This window comes from Planococcus sp. BI3 (assembly GCF_056680115.1).
Genome location: NZ_CM155266.1, coordinates 1,584,787 through 1,601,843 on the forward strand (window position 1 = coordinate 1,584,787; position 17,057 = coordinate 1,601,843).

15 protein-coding genes, 2 rRNA genes and 1 riboswitch are annotated in these 17,057 nt (G+C 49.2%); all 17 genes read right to left on the reverse strand.

Annotated elements, in window-relative coordinates; all coding sequences use genetic code 11:
• Positions 1–6: 6 nt before the first annotated feature.
• Entirely contained in the window at positions 7–1,542 is a 1,536-nt protein-coding gene (purH, locus tag AC1MEO_RS08095) for a bifunctional phosphoribosylaminoimidazolecarboxamide formyltransferase/IMP cyclohydrolase (RefSeq protein WP_480335487.1), read from the reverse strand.
• A gap of 33 nt (positions 1,543–1,575) precedes the next feature.
• Entirely contained in the window at positions 1,576–2,148 is a 573-nt protein-coding gene (gene purN / locus AC1MEO_RS08100; protein WP_480335489.1) for a phosphoribosylglycinamide formyltransferase, read from the reverse strand.
• Positions 2,138–3,199 (reverse strand): phosphoribosylformylglycinamidine cyclo-ligase, encoded by a 1,062-nt coding sequence (gene purM / locus AC1MEO_RS08105; protein ID WP_480335490.1) that lies wholly within the window; start codon positions 3,197–3,199, stop codon positions 2,138–2,140. The genes purN and purM overlap by 11 nt, the downstream gene beginning before the upstream one ends.
• Before the next feature lie 12 nt (positions 3,200–3,211).
• Complete coding sequence (purF, locus tag AC1MEO_RS08110; protein WP_480335491.1) at positions 3,212–4,633, reverse strand: amidophosphoribosyltransferase; 1,422 nt, start codon at positions 4,631–4,633, stop codon at positions 3,212–3,214.
• Positions 4,609–6,834 carry a phosphoribosylformylglycinamidine synthase subunit PurL gene (gene purL / locus AC1MEO_RS08115; protein ID WP_480335493.1) on the reverse strand — a complete coding sequence of 742 codons (2,226 nt, stop codon included), beginning with the start codon at positions 6,832–6,834 and terminating at the stop codon, positions 4,609–4,611. The genes purF and purL overlap by 25 nt, the downstream gene beginning before the upstream one ends.
• Complete coding sequence (gene purQ, locus AC1MEO_RS08120) at positions 6,818–7,501, reverse strand: phosphoribosylformylglycinamidine synthase subunit PurQ (RefSeq protein WP_480335494.1); 684 nt, start codon at positions 7,499–7,501, stop codon at positions 6,818–6,820. The genes purL and purQ overlap by 17 nt, the downstream gene beginning before the upstream one ends.
• Entirely contained in the window at positions 7,498–7,752 is a 255-nt protein-coding gene (gene purS, locus AC1MEO_RS08125) for a phosphoribosylformylglycinamidine synthase subunit PurS (RefSeq protein ID WP_480335495.1), read from the reverse strand. Before purS ends, purQ begins: the two co-directional genes overlap by 4 nt.
• Complete coding sequence (purC, locus tag AC1MEO_RS08130) at positions 7,749–8,465, reverse strand: phosphoribosylaminoimidazolesuccinocarboxamide synthase (protein WP_480335496.1); 717 nt, start codon at positions 8,463–8,465, stop codon at positions 7,749–7,751. The genes purS and purC overlap by 4 nt, the downstream gene beginning before the upstream one ends.
• A 16-nt stretch (positions 8,466–8,481) precedes the next feature.
• Positions 8,482–9,777, reverse strand: a complete 1,296-nt coding sequence (purB, locus tag AC1MEO_RS08135) for an adenylosuccinate lyase (protein ID WP_480335497.1) — start codon at positions 9,775–9,777, stop codon at positions 8,482–8,484.
• Positions 9,778–9,793: 16 nt separating this feature from the next.
• Complete coding sequence (gene purK, locus AC1MEO_RS08140; protein WP_480335498.1) at positions 9,794–10,918, reverse strand: 5-(carboxyamino)imidazole ribonucleotide synthase; 1,125 nt, start codon at positions 10,916–10,918, stop codon at positions 9,794–9,796.
• Positions 10,915–11,403, reverse strand: coding sequence for a 5-(carboxyamino)imidazole ribonucleotide mutase (gene purE, locus AC1MEO_RS08145; RefSeq protein WP_480335500.1), 489 nt, complete (start codon positions 11,401–11,403; stop codon positions 10,915–10,917). Before purE ends, purK begins: the two co-directional genes overlap by 4 nt.
• Positions 11,404–11,543: 140 nt before the next feature.
• A riboswitch (purine riboswitch) is annotated at positions 11,544–11,643 on the reverse strand.
• An 88-nt stretch (positions 11,644–11,731) separates the two neighbouring features.
• Positions 11,732–11,917 carry an NETI motif-containing protein gene (locus AC1MEO_RS08150; protein WP_480335501.1) on the reverse strand — a complete coding sequence of 62 codons (186 nt, stop codon included), beginning with the start codon at positions 11,915–11,917 and terminating at the stop codon, positions 11,732–11,734.
• A complete protein-coding gene (locus AC1MEO_RS08155) occupies positions 11,914–12,435 on the reverse strand; it encodes a DUF2179 domain-containing protein (protein ID WP_480336056.1) in 522 nt (173 codons plus the stop codon). The genes AC1MEO_RS08150 and AC1MEO_RS08155 overlap by 4 nt, the downstream gene beginning before the upstream one ends.
• A 617-nt stretch (positions 12,436–13,052) precedes the next feature.
• Complete coding sequence (locus AC1MEO_RS08160; protein ID WP_480336058.1) at positions 13,053–13,151, reverse strand: hypothetical protein; 99 nt, start codon at positions 13,149–13,151, stop codon at positions 13,053–13,055.
• Between the two features lie 70 nt (positions 13,152–13,221).
• Positions 13,222–13,299 carry a hypothetical protein gene (locus tag AC1MEO_RS08165; RefSeq protein ID WP_480336059.1) on the reverse strand — a complete coding sequence of 26 codons (78 nt, stop codon included), beginning with the start codon at positions 13,297–13,299 and terminating at the stop codon, positions 13,222–13,224.
• Between the two features lie 584 nt (positions 13,300–13,883).
• A 5S ribosomal RNA gene (gene rrf, locus AC1MEO_RS08170) occupies positions 13,884–13,999 on the reverse strand.
• A gap of 74 nt (positions 14,000–14,073) precedes the next feature.
• Positions 14,074–17,005: ribosomal RNA gene (locus tag AC1MEO_RS08175) — 23S ribosomal RNA — on the reverse strand.
• Between the last annotated feature and the right edge of the window lie 52 nt (positions 17,006–17,057).

Sequence of the window (17,057 nt, forward strand, 5' to 3'; positions counted from 1 at the left end):
CCTCGATTAATGTTTGAAATGACGGACTCCTGTAAAGACCATAGCAATGCCGTATTCGTTCGCTTTATCGATCGACTCCTGATCTTTCTTGGAACCGCCCGGCTGAATGATGGCTTTGATGCCTGCTTGTGCTGCAGCTTCCACTGTATCGCTCATCGGGAAAAATGCGTCTGATGCCATGATGGCACCCTGTGCCGCTTTGCCTGCCTGCTCCAAAGCAATTTTAGCAGATCCTACGCGGTTCATTTGGCCTGCGCCGATGCCCAACGTCATTTCGGAGTTGCATACGACAATGGCATTCGACTTGACATGTTTCACGACACTCCAGCCAAGCTTTAATGCAGCAAGCTCTGCTGCTGTCGGCTGGCGTTCTGTCGCGACTTTGATGTCAGCATCCTCGTAGCCATAAACATCGGGCTGCTGGATCAACAAGCCGCCTTCAACGGTGACGGTATTCCATTTGTCTTTGGTTTTGCTATCGAATGGAATCGTCAAAAGACGGATATTCTTCTTCTGTGTCAGCAATTCAATTGCTTCTTCAGAAAATGCTGGAGCAATAATGATTTCAAGGAAAATGGTTGCCAATTGCTTGGCTGTTTCGGCATCCACTTCACGGTTCAATGCAACAATGCCGCCAAAAATGGAAGTCGAGTCGGCTTCATAAGCTTTACCGAAAGCATCCGCAATCGTTTCGCCTGTCCCAACGCCGCATGGGTTCATGTGTTTCACGGCAACTGCTGCTGGCATTTTGAATTCTTTGATAATCTGAAGAGCAGCATTAGCGTCTTGGATATTATTATAGGAAAGTTCCTTGCCATGCAATTGGTCCGCATTGGCAATTGAAAACTCCGATCCAAGGGGACTGCGGTAAAATGCCGCTTTTTGGTGAGGGTTTTCCCCGTAACGAAGTGTTTGGGACAATTCATAGGTAAGCGTCAATTGGTCCGGATATTCTTCGCCCGTCAGGTCAGTTAAATAGTTGGAGATGTAAGAATCATAGGCAGCAGTATGGCGGAAAACTTTTGCAGCCAGACGGCGTCTTGTTTCAGGCAGAGTCGCCTCTCCATTATGTAGTTCAGCCAATACTTCCGTGTAGTCCGCAGCATCGACGATTACTGTAACATAAGCGTGATTTTTTGCAGCTGAACGCAGCATCGTCGGACCGCCGATATCGATATTTTCGATGGCATCGTCTACAGTCACGTCCGGTTTGGCGATTGTTTCACGGAATGGGTATAAATTGACACAGACGATGTCGATTGGAGAAATGCCGTTTTCCGCCATTTGTCTTTGGTGTTCTGCGTCATCGTGTTTAGCCAATAATCCACCGTGTACAAGCGGATGCAAGGTTTTGACGCGGCCGCCCAAAATTTCAGGGAACTTGGTGATTTCATCCACAGCTGTAATGGAAACGCCGTTTTCTTCAAGGAATTTCTTCGTTCCGCCTGTTGATAAGAGTTCATAGCCCATCTTTTCAAGTTCCTGTGCAAATTCCAATATCCCTGATTTATCCGATACGCTGAGTAATGCTCTTTTTTTCACAAATAGGCCTCCTAAAGATTAAGACCGGCAGTATTACCGGTCGAATAATTGCTGCAAAGCTGCAGGATATAATTCATGTTCAATCTGATGGATCTGTTGCTCAACTTCTTCGCGTCCGCGCCCTGCAACCGGAAACGACTGCTGCGTAATGATGCTGCCCGTATCCATGCCTGCGTCCACGTAATGTACGGTAACACCGGCTTGTTGTGCACCTGCCGCCAAAGTCTGGCCGATAGCATCTTTGCCCGGAAAAGCGGGCAGGACCGATGGATGGATATTGACGATGCGGTTTTCATAAGCTGTCAGCAGAACAGGACCGATCAAGCGCATATAGCCTGCCAGAACGATCCATTCCACTCCCAGCTCCTGCAGTTTTTCTTTCAGCATCTGCTCGTAAAGCTGCTTTGATTCAAACTCAGAAGGCACAAAAGCACAACATGCTACTCCCATTTTACGGGCACGCTCTACGACAAAGGCCTGTGGCTTGTCTGTTACCGCAAGCACAAGTTCAGCATGCAGTCTGCCGCCGGCAATGGCGTCGGCAATAGCCTGGAAATTAGAGCCGTTGCCTGACGCAAAAACAGCGATTTTCGGTTTATTGCTCATCCAACGTGCCGTCCTGTTCGCCTTGGAATTGAACGCCTTCCGTGCTGGACACGCGGCCGATCTGGAAAGCCTGCTCCCCGTTCGCTTGAGCCGTTTTCAGGACTGCTTCCGCATCTTCAGGCGCGACAGCCAACACGAAGCCGATGCCCATATTGAAAACCGAATACAGGTCACGGTCCGCGAGTTCCCCTTTATCCTTCAGCAATGTGAAGATGTCAAGCACCGGCCAGCTGCCGATGGAAATTTCCGCGCCTAAGCCGTCCGGCATCATCCGCGGAATGTTCTCGATAAAACCGCCGCCTGTCACATGCGCCATTCCGTGAATAACCGTTTCGTTGCCGATGGCTGCCACTGCTTTGGCATATATTTTGGTCGGCGTCAAAAGAACGTCACCAATCGGTCCGAGTGATTCGTAGCCTTCGACTTTTTGGTCGAGCGTAAAGTTGTTCTGGTCAAAGATGATATGGCGCACCAGCGAATAGCCATTGGAATGGATGCCGCTGGAAGCAAGGCCGACCAGGACATCGCCTGCTGTGATTTTTTCCCCGGTGACGATTTTGGATTTCTCCGCAGCGCCCACCGCAAAGCCCGCGATGTCATATTCATCTTCATCGTAAAGTCCCGGCATTTCCGCCGTTTCCCCGCCAATCAAAGCAGCGCCGGACTGAACGCAGCCGTCTGCCACGCCTTTGACGATTTGTTCGATCTTTTCAGGAACCGCTTTGCCGACTGCGATATAGTCAAGGAAAAACAAAGGCTCCGCACCTTGCGCGACAATGTCATTGACACACATCGCCACGCAATCGATGCCGATTGTATCGTGGCGGTCTGCCATGAACGCCAGCTTCAATTTCGTGCCCACGCCATCCGTTCCGGAAACAAGAACCGGTTCTTTCAAATTCAGCTCGGATAAATCGAACATGCCGCCGAAGCCGCCAAACGCCCCCAGCATTCCTTTACGCGCTGTCCGTTCCACATGGGATTTCATGCGGTTGACCGCTTCATAGCCTGCTTCGATATTGACGCCTGCTTTTTCATATGCTTTTGACACGCCGGTTCCCCCTTATTTCACTTTTTCTTTTTCGTGCGGCAATACTGTATCCGGATATATATTGGTCGGGTATTCGCCTGTAAAACAAGCCAGGCAATGGCCGCATTTCGATCCGGGATCTGTCCGGCCGATATTTTGGACCATGCCATCAACCGACAGGAATGTCAGCGAATCTGCACCGATAATTTCACGCATTTCTTCCACTGTATTATTAGCGGCGATCAATTCGCCTGCTGTGCTGATATCAATGCCGTAAAAGCAGGGATTCTTGATGGGCGGCGAACTGATGACAACATGCACTTCCGTTGCGCCTGCTTCTTTCAGCAAGTTGACGATGCGCCGTGAAGTCGTGCCGCGGACAATCGAATCATCCACCATGATGACGCGCTTCCCTTTGACCACCTGGCGGACTGGCGACAATTTCATCTTAACGCCCTGTTCGCGCAGGTCCTGGGAAGGTTGGATAAAGGTCCTGCCCACATAGCGGTTCTTGATCATGCCCAATTCATAAGGAATGCCACTTTGTTCCGAATAGCCGATTGCGGCCGATATACTGGAATCCGGCACACCGGTTACCACATCCGCCTCAATCTGCACTTCCTTCGCCAATTGGACGCCGAGGCGTTTTCTCGCCGTGTGGACGTTGATGCCATCGATATCCGAATCCGGACGGGAGAAATACACATATTCCATCGTACAGATTGAACGTTCTTCCGGATAGGCAAAACGCTCAGCGCGCATACCGTCTTTTGTAACGATCAAAAACTCACCCGGTTCTACCGAACGGACAAATTCCGCTCCGACAATATCAAACGCACAGGTTTCCGAGGCCGTCACCCAGGCATCCCCAAGTTTCCCCAGGGATAATGGGCGCAGGCCGTTCGGATCCAAGGCAATATACATCGCTTCCTCTGTCAAGATGACGCAGGCAAATGCGCCTTTCAATAAAGACAAGGCATTTTTCGCTTTTTCTTCAAATGTCGCATAGCCGCTTCTTTTGATCAAATGGGCCAATACTTCCGTATCGGAAGTCGTTTGAAAAATGCTTCCCTGGCGCTCCAGATGGCCTTTCAGCTGTGTCGCATTGACCAGGTTGCCGTTATGCGAAATCGCTAAACTGCCGGTAGTTGAATTAAACAGCAGGGGCTGGACATTTTCAATGCCGCTGCCCCCTGCTGTTGCATAACGCACGTGGCCGATAGCTGCGTGCCCTGCAATATTTTCAATTTTTTCAGGTGTAAAAACTTCACTGACCATGCCTTCGCCTTTCAATGGGCGAAGCGCCTCACCGTCTGTCGACACAATTCCAGCGCCTTCTTGCCCACGGTGCTGCAGCGCGTGCAGCCCGTAATAGGTCAATTGGGTCGCGTTCGGATGCCCCCATATTCCAAAGACACCACATTCTTCGTTTAAGCTTCTGATTTCAGCAAGCATGGGATAGCTCCTTTCCAAGCTGAGCGAAGCGTTGCGACTGAATCGTTGACCCAAGCCGTGCCGTCTTCACCGTTGATTACTAAGTTGTCTCCCGTGACTTGGCCGATTTTCTTGGCATCTGATACGATTTTTTCGAATTGTGCTGCTTTTTCCGGGCTGACTGTCAACACAAAACGTGATTGCGATTCGCTGAATAGAGCGGTTGTCGCCGTTCCGGACAAGGTGACGTCCATTCCCAATCCTTTGCCGAAAGTTTTTTCGGCTAATGCGACAGCAACGCCGCCTTCTGCCACGTCATGCGCTGAAGCGACAAGCCCTTGCTGAATGGCTGAAAGAATTTCTTTTTGCCGTTTTGCTTCTACAGTCAAATCAATGGCTGGCGCTTTGCCGAAAATGCGTCCTTCCACCATCTTCTGCAGTTCACTGCCGCCGAACTCCGTAAAGCTTTCACCGATCAAATACACCAGGTCGCCTTGTTTTTTGGCGTCTTGCGTCGTGACGTGTGAAAGGTCTTCCACAAGCCCGACCATGCCGATGGTCGGTGTCGGATAAATGGCCGTGCCATTGGTTTCATTGTATAACGAGACGTTTCCGCCGATAACTGGAGAATCCAGGATGGTACAGGCTTCAGACATGCCGTCCGCCGCTTTTTCAAGCTGCCAGAAGATTTCCGGTTTCTCCGGGTTGCCGAAGTTCAGGCAATCGGTGATGGCCAGAGGTTTTGCACCCGAAACGACCACATTTCGCGCCGCTTCCGCCACTGCGATTTTGCCGCCGGTTTCCGGATCCAGGTAAATATAGCGTGAGTTGCAATCCGTTGTCATCGCCAGGCCTTTATTGGTGCCGCGGACACGGATCACTGCTGCATCTGACCCTGGACTCACTACAGTGCTCGTGCGCACCTGATGGTCGTATTGATTATAGACCCATTCTTTTGAAGCGATGGTCGGCTGCTTCAATAACGCCGTCAAGGTCTTCGTGTAATCCAAGACTTTCGGTTCTGCATTTTCCAGCTGCTGGAACTCTGTAAAGTATGCAGGGACTGCTGATGGCTTATGGTAAACCGGCGCGTCTTCTGCAAGCGCATCGACCGGCACTTCTGCAACGATTTCCCCTTTATGCTTCAAGCGAAGCGTGGAGTCGTCTGTAACAATACCAACAGTGACAGCGTCCAATCCGTATTTTTCGAACAACTCAACGATTTCAGGCTCACGTCCCGCTTTAACGACGATGAGCATGCGTTCCTGAGATTCAGACAGCATCATTTCATAAGCTGTCATGCCAGTTTCGCGCTGCGGAATATGGTCCAGGTCCATCTCGATGCCAGATCCGGCTTTTGAAGCCATTTCTGCTGATGATGAAGTCAATCCGGCCGCACCCATATCCTGAATGCCGATCAAAGCATCTGACTTGATCAATTCCAGGCAGGCTTCAAGCAACAGCTTCTCCATAAATGGATCACCAACTTGAACAGCCGGACGATTTTTATCAGAGCCGTCTGTCAGTTCCTCAGAAGCGAAAGTGGCTCCGTGGATGCCGTCGCGCCCTGTTTTAGCGCCAACGTACATGACGGGGTTGCCAGTTCCTTTCGCGATGCCTTTTTGGATATCTTCGTGATTGATCAATCCGACACACATCGCATTGACCAGTGGATTGCCGTCATAGCATTCGTCGAACTGGACTTCCCCGCCCACTGTCGGGATGCCGATGCAGTTTCCGTAACCGGCAATACCAGCAACAACTTCTTCAAACAGGTATTTCACACGTGGAGTGGTCAGTTCGCCGAAACGCAGCGAGTTCAGCAATGCAATCGGACGCGCGCCCATCGAGAAAACGTCACGGATAATTCCGCCGACGCCGGTGGCAGCCCCTTGGTAAGGTTCGATGGCTGAAGGGTGGTTATGCGATTCCATCTTGAAAACGACCGCCTGCCCGTCGCCGATGTCTACAATTCCAGCGCCTTCGCCCGGTCCCTGCAGGACACGTTCTCCCTTAGTCGGGAATTTTGCCAACACCGGTTTTGAATTTTTATAGGAACAATGTTCAGACCACATGACCGAAAACAATCCGGTTTCCGTGTAGTTCGGCAGTCTCCCTAAGATTTCTTCGACCATGGCGAATTCCGCATCCGACAAGCCCATTTGCTGATAAACTTTCTGTTCTTTTATCTGAGCTGCATTTGGTTCAAGCATGACTGACATGTGCTTCCCTCCACTGTTTTACGATTGATCTGAATAAAGCCAATCCATCCGTGCCGCCGATCAAATCGGACACGGCACGTTCCGGATGCGGCATCATGCCGAGTACGTTTCCGCGTTCGTTGATGATGCCTGCGATATTATTGCGGCTGCCATTAAAATCGTCTGCATACGTAAAGACGATTTGATTGTTTTCTTTGAGGTGGCTGTATGTCGCATCGTCGCAGAAATAATTGCCTTCTCCGTGAGCAATTGGGATCTGGATTTCCTGGCCCTGTTCGTATTCGTTGGTGAACAATGTATTATTGTTCTCTACTTTCAATCCAACGGTACGGCACATGAACTTCAGGTTCTTGTTGCGCAAAAGAACGCCTGGCAACAGCCCTGCTTCCGTTAAGATTTGGAAGCCGTTACAGATTCCAAGAACCGGTTTCCCTGCCTCTGCTGCTTTTCTCACTTCGTCCATGACACCAGAAAACTGGGCAATCGCGCCGCAGCGCAGGTAATCGCCGTATGAAAATCCGCCTGGCAGCAAAATGCCGTCGTAGCTGCTCAAATCTTTTGAGTCATGCCACACGTATTCCGCTTCTTCACCTAGTTCGTCCTTGACCGCATGGTACATATCCAAGTCACAATTTGAGCCGGGGAAAACAATCACTGCGAATTTCATTGCGAGACAACCTCCTCAATTTCATAACGATAATCTTCAATTACGGTGTTGGCTAACAAGCGATGGCAAAGCTCGTTCACTAAAGCATCCACATCCCGCTCGCTGTCGCTGATGACCAATTCCAGGTATTTGCCGATCCGTACGTCTTCCACTTCACCATAGCCCATTTTATGAAGAGAGCCCATAACTGCAGAACCTTGCGGGTCCAATACACTTTCGCGCAATGTTACGTATATTTTTACTTTTTTCATGAGTGTTGTCCTCCTAGACGAGTTAAAATGAGTTCGTACGCTTCTGTCAAATTTCCTAGATTGCGGCGGAATACGTCTTTATCAAGCTTTTGTTTGGTTTCCATATCCCAAAGCCGGCAAGTATCCGGCGAAATTTCATCTGCCAATAGGATGTTGCCATCCGTATCGCGGCCAAATTCGATCTTGAAATCGACCAGATCGACACCGATTTCCTTAAAGAAACCAATGAGAACTCTATTGATTTCACGTGCTTTTTGTTTGAGCTCTGCCACTTCTTCTGCAGTTGCCAAGTTCAGCATATCGACGTGCTCATCTGTGATCAACGGATCGCCCAGTTCATCATCTTTCAAATAAAACTCCACTACCGGGCGGCTGATGGCCACGCCTTCTTCAATTCCTAAGCGTTTGGCCATGCTGCCGGCTGTGATGTTGCGGACCACCACTTCCAATGGAATGATGCTGACTTGCTGCACCAATTGTTCATGGTCAGACAATTGCTTGACGAAATGAGAAGCAATGCCCGCTTCCTGCAATTTCGTGAAAATCAGTGACGTGATTTTATTGTTCAAAATGCCTTTGCCGGTGATTTCTTCTTTCTTTTCACCGTTGAAAGCCGTTGCTGAATCTTTATATTCCACCCACAAAATTCCCTGTTCGTCCGTTGCATATAAGCGTTTTGCTTTTCCTTCGTACAATAACTGACCTTTTTCCATTTTTAGAAGCCCCCGTTTAATTTAGTCCAAGTCGGTCGAAAATCATGTCCACTTGCTGCAGATGATGGTTGTAATCAAAGCAGTCATCCAAATCTTCTTTGGACAATTTAGCTGTGATGGTGTCATTCGCTTCTACGATTTTGCGGAAATGCGTCTGGTTTTCCCAAGCTTCCATCGCACATGGCTGGACCAGATCGTATGCTGCTTCACGAGCCATTCCTTTATCGATCAACGTCAACAGCACACGCTGCGAATAAATCAGGCCTAAAGTTGAATCCATATTGCGTTTCATATTTTCAGGGAACACCGTCAAGTTTTTGACGATATTGCCAAAACGGTTCAGCATATAATTCAGTGCAATCGTCGCATCCGGCAGGATCACCCGTTCAGCAGATGAATGCGAAATGTCGCGTTCGTGCCATAAAGAAACGTTTTCGTAAGCTGTCAGCATATAGCCGCGGATCAGACGGGCAAGCCCTGTCATGTTTTCAGAACCGATCGGGTTGCGTTTATGCGGCATTGCAGAAGAGCCTTTTTGGCCTTTAGCAAAGAATTCCTCTACTTCACGCGTTTCTGATTTTTGCAGTCCGCGGATTTCCGTAGCGAATTTCTCGATCGATGAACCAATCAAGGCCAGAACGCTCAAATACTGTGCATGGCGGTCGCGCTGTAAAGTCTGTGTCGAAATCGGTGAAGCCGCAAGCCCCAGCTCTTTGCAGACATATGCTTCTACAAATGGATCGATGTTGGCGTAAGTTCCAACTGCCCCGGACATTTTTCCGGTTTCAATGGAAGCTGCAGCTGCTTCAAAGCGTTCCAGGTTGCGTTTCATTTCCTCATGCCATAATGCCAGTTTCAACCCGAAAGTCGTTGGTTCTGCATGGACACCGTGCGTACGGCCCATCATGACCGTCATCTTGTGTTCTTTGGCTTTATTTGCAAGAATCTGGATGAAGTTTGTCAAATCTTTACGGATAATGACATTTGCTTGCTTCAACTGATAAGACAAGGCTGTATCTACAACATCCGTTGAAGTTAAGCCGTAATGGACCCATTTGCGTTCTTCGCCCAGCGTTTCAGATACCGCTCTTGTAAAAGCAACCACATCATGGCGGGTTTCTTCTTCAATCTCCAAAATACGGTCTACTGAAAAAGAAGCGTCCTTGCGGATTTTTGCCACATCTTCTTTTGGAATATCACCGATTTCAGCCCAAGCTTCACATGCCAGAATTTCAACTTCCAGCCATGCATTGTATTTGTTTTCATCTGTCCAAATTGCGCCCATTTCAGGCCGAGTATAGCGTGCGATCATTTGTCAGTTCCTCCAATTATTCCGGCCAAATGCCGGATGCGTCTATTTCACTTAAAGTCGCCTCTAAGTCTTCCGTTAATATCGTAACATGTCCCATCTTCCGTTTCTGCTTCGCTTCATCTTTTCCGTACAAATGAATCGACCAATTCGGGAATTGTGCGATTTTCGAAGTCAGCGGCGCGACATGTTCACCCAACACATTGACCATCACCGCTTCAGACCATAAAATAGGTTGCCGCAGCGGCCAACCGCAAACGGCACGGATATGCTGATGAAACTGTGAAATGTTTGTCGCTTCAATTGAATAATGCCCTGAGTTATGGGGACGCGGCGCCAACTCATTGACAATGATGCCGCCGTTTTCCAAAACGAACATTTCAACTGCTAAGGTTCCGACCATATTCAGGTGGGCCGCAATTTTTTCCGCAGCCTCTTTTGCCTGATCGACCGTCTCTTTCCCAATTCGTGCAGGTACAATCGTCTGATGCAGAATATGATCTTTATGAATATTTTCACCGATCGGCAAAATAGCCGTTTCACCATGCACATTGCGCTGAATGATCACTGAAATCTCTTTCGTGAATTCCACGAAGGCTTCCGCGACGCAATCACCATTTTCAAACAGCGCTTCTGCCTGAGCGAGTTCCTCAATAGAAGAAACCGTCTGCTGCCCTTTGCCGTCGTAGCCGCCACGCGCAGTTTTTACAACGAAAGGAAAGGCCAGTTCGCCGTGTTTTTCTGTCAACTCCTCGAAGGAGGATGCTGTAATATAATCTGCAACAACTACTCCAGCCTCAGAAATGGACTGCTTCTCAAAAATCCGGTTTTGCGTCACCCGAATCAATTCGGCTCCTTGGGGCACATAAGAGATTTCCGCTAATTTCTTCAATCCTTCAACATCTATATTTTCAAACTCATAAGTGATGACATCGCTCACTTCAGCCAATTCTTCCAATGCATGCTGGTCATCAAAAGGAGCAACAATTTGAATGTCAGCCACTTGTCCAGTAGGAGAATCCATACCTGGATCGAGAACCGCAATTTTAAATCCAGCTTCTTTTGCTGCAAGTGCCATCATGCGCCCTAATTGACCGCCGCCGATAATCCCGATTGTTTGTCCGGGCAGTATTGTCTTGGTCATATCAGGTCACCTGAACTTTCCAGCACTGCAGCCGCCGTCCGGTCTCTTCTCTCCTGCAAAGCCTTGGCAGCTTCTTTGTCGACTGTCCCGAGTATTTGAGCTGCCAGCAAGCCTGCATTGACCGCACCCGCTTTGCCGATAGCCACAGTGGCCACTGGCACCCCACCGGGCATCTGAACGATCGACAACAAGGAATCCAAGCCATTTAACGCCTTAGATTGGATTGGGACACCGATAACCGGCAAGGTGGTCTTCGCTGCCACCATACCCGGTAAATGTGCAGCTCCGCCAGCTCCGGCAATAATCACATGCAAGCCGCGTTCTCTTGCCTGTTCTGCATAGCTGAACATCAAATCAGGCGTCCGGTGTGCTGAAACCACTTTCTTCTCGTAGCTCAGACCCAGTTCATCCAATACGTCACACGCATGTTTCATTGTTTCCCAATCACTCGTACTTCCCATAATGACGCCAATTCGAGGATTCATCGATACACTCTCCTTTAAAAAATAAAAAGCCCTTAAGTAATCTGCTCACATTACGTGAAAAGCAGGTTACTTAAGGACTGTACAAGAAACGAATTCATAGGTGAGGACATAGAGAAGCCCCCCTCCTTCGTTTTATGATCCACTAAGTTGCTTTCCCGCATAGTCCGGACATTACGGTGTCCTGGTAGAAACGCAAAAGCCAATTCTTCTGCATATATGGGGTATTCTCATTAATCATAACAAGTCAAAGAAAGTACGTCAATGATAAAGTCGAACAATGGGTTATCCAATTATTTAATCGTTCGGTTTTAAAAGGGATATTTTGTTATTACTCAAGTTTACTGCCTTTAAATTTCACAATTTGCCGTATCGGCACAGGCTGTCCGTTTACCTCTTCGAACAACGGCTCTTCTTTGCGGCCAACAGCCATATACCCCTGTACTTTCATTCGCTCCAAGCATTCGGTAATGGATTCATGTTCTTCGACTTCAAACCATATCGTATTTTTACTCATTTGTATAAATTGCCCCTTTTCACTGTCTTCACCCAAAATCCGCCATGAATCGTTTTCGCCTCGTAGGCGATGATAAAGGCTTTCGGATCGATTTCCTGAATGGCTTTGTACAATTTCAGTTCCATTTTGCGCGGCGTCAAAATCTGCATGGATTGCCGCCCCCCATCACGGCCATTGGCATTCCAGTCCGTTACGCCATAGCCTTTTTCCCGGAGCTGCTTCGGCAGATACTCGCCTGCTTCACTGGTGATGACATTTACTGTGATGTAGCCAAGAGCCATCTTTTCTTCAATTTTAGATCCAATGATGACACCGGATCCATACCCTAAAGCATACGCAATAAGGTTTTGAATTTGATCCAAATTATCCAGCACCAATCCAAGTCCTACTATATAAATAACAACTTCCACCATACTGACGCCAGCAGCTAAATAGCGATATCCTTTTAATGTCATGATCATTCGCACGGTAAAAAAAGTTACATAAACGATGTTGATCGAAAAAATGATTAATACCATGATCCACGGATTTACATCCAATCTCTACACCCTTTCACTTTTCAACAAGAATTAATTTTCATCTTAGGGGAAAATTCCGAAGAAAGCAAGAGAGAAAATGCTGAGAGAATCATAGTGCATAAAGGAAATTTTGTAATGTTGCATCTTTTTAAATGATAGACCAAGAGGCTAAAAAGATTTATCTGCAGTAACTATATAAGTTGAACTAAAGAAACCAGCTTTTACCCACTGCATTCATAACAGATAGGGAGCAAACCCGCAGAGACTCCCAAGGGTGCAGTGAAACAACATACAAGAACACTCGGGCGTTTAGTTTAGTCCGAGTGAGTTCGGCGCAAGCCCTGGACAGATGGCGCGCCAACTGCATAGCCCACATCCTGCGGGCCCCAAAGCGGAGCTGGTTTGCGGAATATCAGCAGGCGAAGATCATTAGTTCAACTTGTATAGACTGTATTCTTCAGGCTATCCCTTTTCTATAGAAGGAACTTCCTTTTTATTTTAGCATTTTGCAATGACATTTTGAAGATTTGGACCAGAGGAAGAATCGATTAAATTCAGTAAGCTTTTTTGTTTATCCTGCGTTTAGCCGGATATGTTTTGTTCGCTGATAGTTTAGGTCATGAATAAACGATCTTCTCATTTTCGAGATAACGCTTCAAGTACCAACGGTCCTCCTCCGTTAACTTCTCGCTGTTTTTGTAGAAGACATAGCGCATCCGCTTGCCCTTTTTGCGGTCGTAGTCGTTCCAATTTTTCTGCACGCATCTGCAATGCCCAGTAGATGTATCAGCAAAAATGGAAGCGGCCGGCAATGATGAGGAAGGCTTGCCGGACGGCAGCTTTAAACGAAGAGCTCATATCCATCACCACAATCTCCACCGCTGCCCCGTGTTATTGAAGATAGCGTTTGATCATCTTTTTCTTTCGGTTGGGCAGAATGTCAATCGATTCTTTCGTGCCCCCGTTGCCGATAATCAACTGATACTTTCCTTCCTGCGTGTCGCCTTAATACTCGTCAATCGCGATGACATGGGGCAATGCGGCAGTTTCCGTAAGTTCCTGGAGCACCAGTATATCGAACCGGCGTACGATGGTCGAAGCCGAAGCGCCGGAATGCCCAGCCACTTCCTTGAACGTATTCGCTTTGACGCCTCACATCCGATCAGCCTGAGTCCATTTGAGGTGTTTGATCTTTTGGATCCGATAATTGTGGGCGCGCCGGGTCTTCTCCTGGCAACGTAGGCAGCGGTGAGGTCGTACTTCCAATTCCACATGCAGCGCCACACGGTCCTCCAGCTGTTCCATCTTCGTAATTCGAAATTTCAAGTATATAAGAAGTTGGAGATTGCGCGCTTTTTTTCCGGCTAAATTGTTTGCACACCCCAATATTTAGTGTGGAACCACAAAAAAAGCCGTTACCGGAATCGGTAACGACTTTCTTTCATATAGACCAGCGACGTCCTACTCTCACAGGGGGAGACCCCCAACTACCATCGGCGCAAAAGAGCTTAACTGCCGTGTTCGGGATGGGAACGGGTGTGGCCTCTTTGCCATCATCACTGGACTATTTTTTGCTTGAGCTTGTTCGCTCAAAACTGGATACACGACATTGATTCCATGCAAGAATCCGTACTTTGTTTGGTTAAGTCCTCGATCGATTAGTATTCGTCAGCTGCACGTGTCGCCACGCTTCCACCTCGAACCTATCTACCTCATCGTCTTTGAGGGATCTTACTTGCTTGCGCAATGGGAAATCTCATCTTGAGGGGGGCTTCGTGCTTAGATGCTTTCAGCACTTATCCCGGCCACACATAGCTACCCAGCGATGCCCTTGGCAGAACAACTGGTACACCAGCGGTGTGTCCATCCCGGTCCTCTCGTACTAAGGACAGCTCCTCTCAAATTTCCTGCGCCCGCGACGGATAGGGACCGAACTGTCTCACGACGTTCTGAACCCAGCTCGCGTACCGCTTTAATGGGCGAACAGCCCAACCCTTGGGACCGACTACAGCCCCAGGATGCGATGAGCCGACATCGAGGTGCCAAACCTCCCCGTCGATGTGGACTCTTGGGGGAGATAAGCCTGTTATCCCCGGGGTAGCTTTTATCCGTTGAGCGATGGCCCTTCCATGCGGAACCACCGGATCACTAAGCCCGTCTTTCGACCCTGCTCGACCTGTACGTCTCGCAGTCAAGCTCCCTTCTGCCTTTACACTCTGCGAATGATTTCCAACCATTCTGAGGGAACCTTTGGGCGCCTCCGTTACTCTTTAGGAGGCGACCGCCCCAGTCAAACTGCCCGCCTGACACTGTCTCCCACCCCGATCAGGGGTGTGGGTTAGAATTTCAATACAACCAGGGTAGTATCCCACTGACGCCTCCCCCGAAGCTGGCGCTCCGGGCTCAAAGGCTCCTACCTATCCTGTACAAGTTGCACCAAAATTCAATATCAGGCTACAGTAAAGCTCCACGGGGTCTTTCCGTCCTGTCGCGGGTAACCTGCATCTTCACAGGTACTATAATTTCACCGAGTCTCTCGTTGAGACAGTGCCCAGATCGTTACGCCTTTCGTGCGGGTCGGAACTTACCCGACAAGGAATTTCGCTACCTTAGGACCGTTATAGTTACGGCCGCCGTTTACTGGGGCTTCAGTTCGCACCTTCGCTTGCGCTAAGCACTCCCCTTAACCTTCCAGCACCGGGCAGGCGTCAGCCCCTATACGTCACCTTACGGTTTTGCAGAGACCTGTGTTTTTGCTAAACAGTCGCCTGGGCCTATTCACTGCGGCTCTCTCGGGCTATACACCCTACCAGAGCACCCCTTCTCCCGAAGTTACGGGGTCATTTTGCCGAGTTCCTTAACGAGAGTTCACTCGCTCACCTTAGAATTCTCTTCTCGCCTACCTGTGTCGGTTTGCGGTACGGGCACCTCCCGCCTCGCTAGAGGCTTTTCTTGGCAGTGTGAAATCAGGGACTCCGAGGCTAGGCCTCTCGCCATCACAGCTCAACGTATCAGGAATGGGATTTGCCTCATTCCACGCCTCACTGCTTGGACGTGCACAACCAACGGCACGCTCTCCTTATCCTTCTGCGTCCCCCCATTGCTCAAACGGCGGGGAGGTGGTACAGGAATATCAACCTGTTGTCCATCGTCTACGCCTATCGGCCTCGACTTAGGTCCCGACTAACCCTGAGCGGACGAGCCTTCCTCAGGAAACCTTGGGCATTCGGTGGACGGGATTCTCACCCGTCTTTCGTTACTCATACCGGCATTCTCACTTCTAAGCGCTCCACCAGTCCTTGCGGTCTGACTTCAACGCCCTTAGAACGCTCTCCTACCACGGACATCTACGATGTCCATCCACAGCTTCGGTAATCCGTTTAGCCCCGGTACATTTTCGGCGCAGTGTCACTCGACCAGTGAGCTATTACGCACTCTTTAAATGATGGCTGCTTCTAAGCCAACATCCTGGTTGTCTAAGCAACGCCACATCCTTTTCCACTTAACGGATATTTGGGGACCTTAGCTGGTGGTCTGGGCTGTTTCCCTCTTGACTACGGATCTTATCACTCGCAGTCTGACTCCCAAGCATAAATCACTGGCATTCGGAGTTTGTCTGAATTCGGTAACCCGGGATGGGCCCCTAGTCCAAACAGTGCTCTACCTCCAGGATTCTCAATCTTGAGGCTAGCCCTAAAGCTATTTCGGAGAGAACCAGCTATCTCCAGGTTCGATTGGAATTTCTCCGCTACCCACACCTCATCCCCGCACTTTTCAACGTGCGTGGGTTCGGGCCTCCAGTAAGTGTTACCTTACCTTCACCCTGGACATGGGTAGATCACCTGGTTTCGGGTCTACAACTGCATACTCTGGCGCCCTATTCAGACTCGCTTTCGCTGCGGCTCCGCCTTCTCAGCTTAACCTTGCATGCAATCGTAACTCGCCGGTTCATTCTACAAAAGGCACGCCATCACCCATTAACGGGCTTTGACTACTTGTAGGCACACGGTTTCAGGATCTATTTCACTCCCCTTCCGGGGTGCTTTTCACCTTTCCCTCACGGTACTGGTTCACTATCGGTCACTAGGAAGTATTTAGCCTTGGGAGATGGTCCTCCCGGATTCCGACGGAATTTCACGTGTTCCGCCGTACTCAGGATCCACTCTGGAGGGGAAGGGTTTTCGGCTACGGGGCTGTTACCCGCTGCGGCGGACCGTTCCAGGTCGCTTCGCCTAATCCTTCCTTTTGTAACTCCGTATAGAGTGTCCTACAACCCCAAGAGGCAAGCCTCTTGGTTTGGGCTGATCCCGTTTCGCTCGCCGCTACTCAGGGAATCGCATTTGCTTTCTCTTCCTCCAGGTACTTAGATGTTTCAGTTCCCTGGGTCTGCCTTCTCATGTGCTATCAATTCACACATGGATACTGCCCGATTAAAGGCAGCGGGTTCCCCCATTCGGAAATCTCCGGATCACAGCTCACTTACAGCTCCCCGAAGCATATCGGTGTTAGTGCCGTCCTTCTTCGGCTCCTAGTGCCAAGGCATCCACCGTGCGCCCTTTCTAACTTAACCAATGGTCAATTAAAAAGTTGTGGCTCGAAAGCCACGCGTACATGAATTGCTT

Bases quoted from the DNA above. Each gene is read 5' to 3' on its own strand.
- purN (WP_480335489.1), bottom strand. From the start codon at position 2,148: ATGAGCAATAAACCGAAAATCGCTGTTTTTGCGTCAGGCAACGGCTCT.
- purF (WP_480335491.1), bottom strand. From the start codon at position 4,633: ATGCTTGCTGAAATCAGAAGCTTAAACGAAGAATGTGGTGTCTTTGGA.
- purL (WP_480335493.1), bottom strand. From the start codon at position 6,834: ATGTCAGTCATGCTTGAACCAAATGCAGCTCAGATAAAAGAACAGAAA.
- purQ (WP_480335494.1), bottom strand. From the start codon at position 7,501: ATGAAATTCGCAGTGATTGTTTTCCCCGGCTCAAATTGTGACTTGGAT.
- purS (WP_480335495.1), bottom strand. From the start codon at position 7,752: ATGAAAAAAGTAAAAATATACGTAACATTGCGCGAAAGTGTATTGGAC.
- purC (WP_480335496.1), bottom strand. From the start codon at position 8,465: ATGGAAAAAGGTCAGTTATTGTACGAAGGAAAAGCAAAACGCTTATAT.
- purB (WP_480335497.1), bottom strand. From the start codon at position 9,777: ATGATCGCACGCTATACTCGGCCTGAAATGGGCGCAATTTGGACAGAT.
- purK (WP_480335498.1), bottom strand. From the start codon at position 10,918: ATGACCAAGACAATACTGCCCGGACAAACAATCGGGATTATCGGCGGC.
- purE (WP_480335500.1), bottom strand. From the start codon at position 11,403: ATGAATCCTCGAATTGGCGTCATTATGGGAAGTACGAGTGATTGGGAA.
- AC1MEO_RS08150 (WP_480335501.1), bottom strand. From the start codon at position 11,917: ATGAGTAAAAATACGATATGGTTTGAAGTCGAAGAACATGAATCCATT.
- AC1MEO_RS08155 (WP_480336056.1), bottom strand. From the start codon at position 12,435: ATGGTATTAATCATTTTTTCGATCAACATCGTTTATGTAACTTTTTTT.
- AC1MEO_RS08160 (WP_480336058.1), bottom strand. From the start codon at position 13,151: ATGCGCTATGTCTTCTACAAAAACAGCGAGAAGTTAACGGAGGAGGAC.
- AC1MEO_RS08165 (WP_480336059.1), bottom strand. From the start codon at position 13,299: ATGGATATGAGCTCTTCGTTTAAAGCTGCCGTCCGGCAAGCCTTCCTC.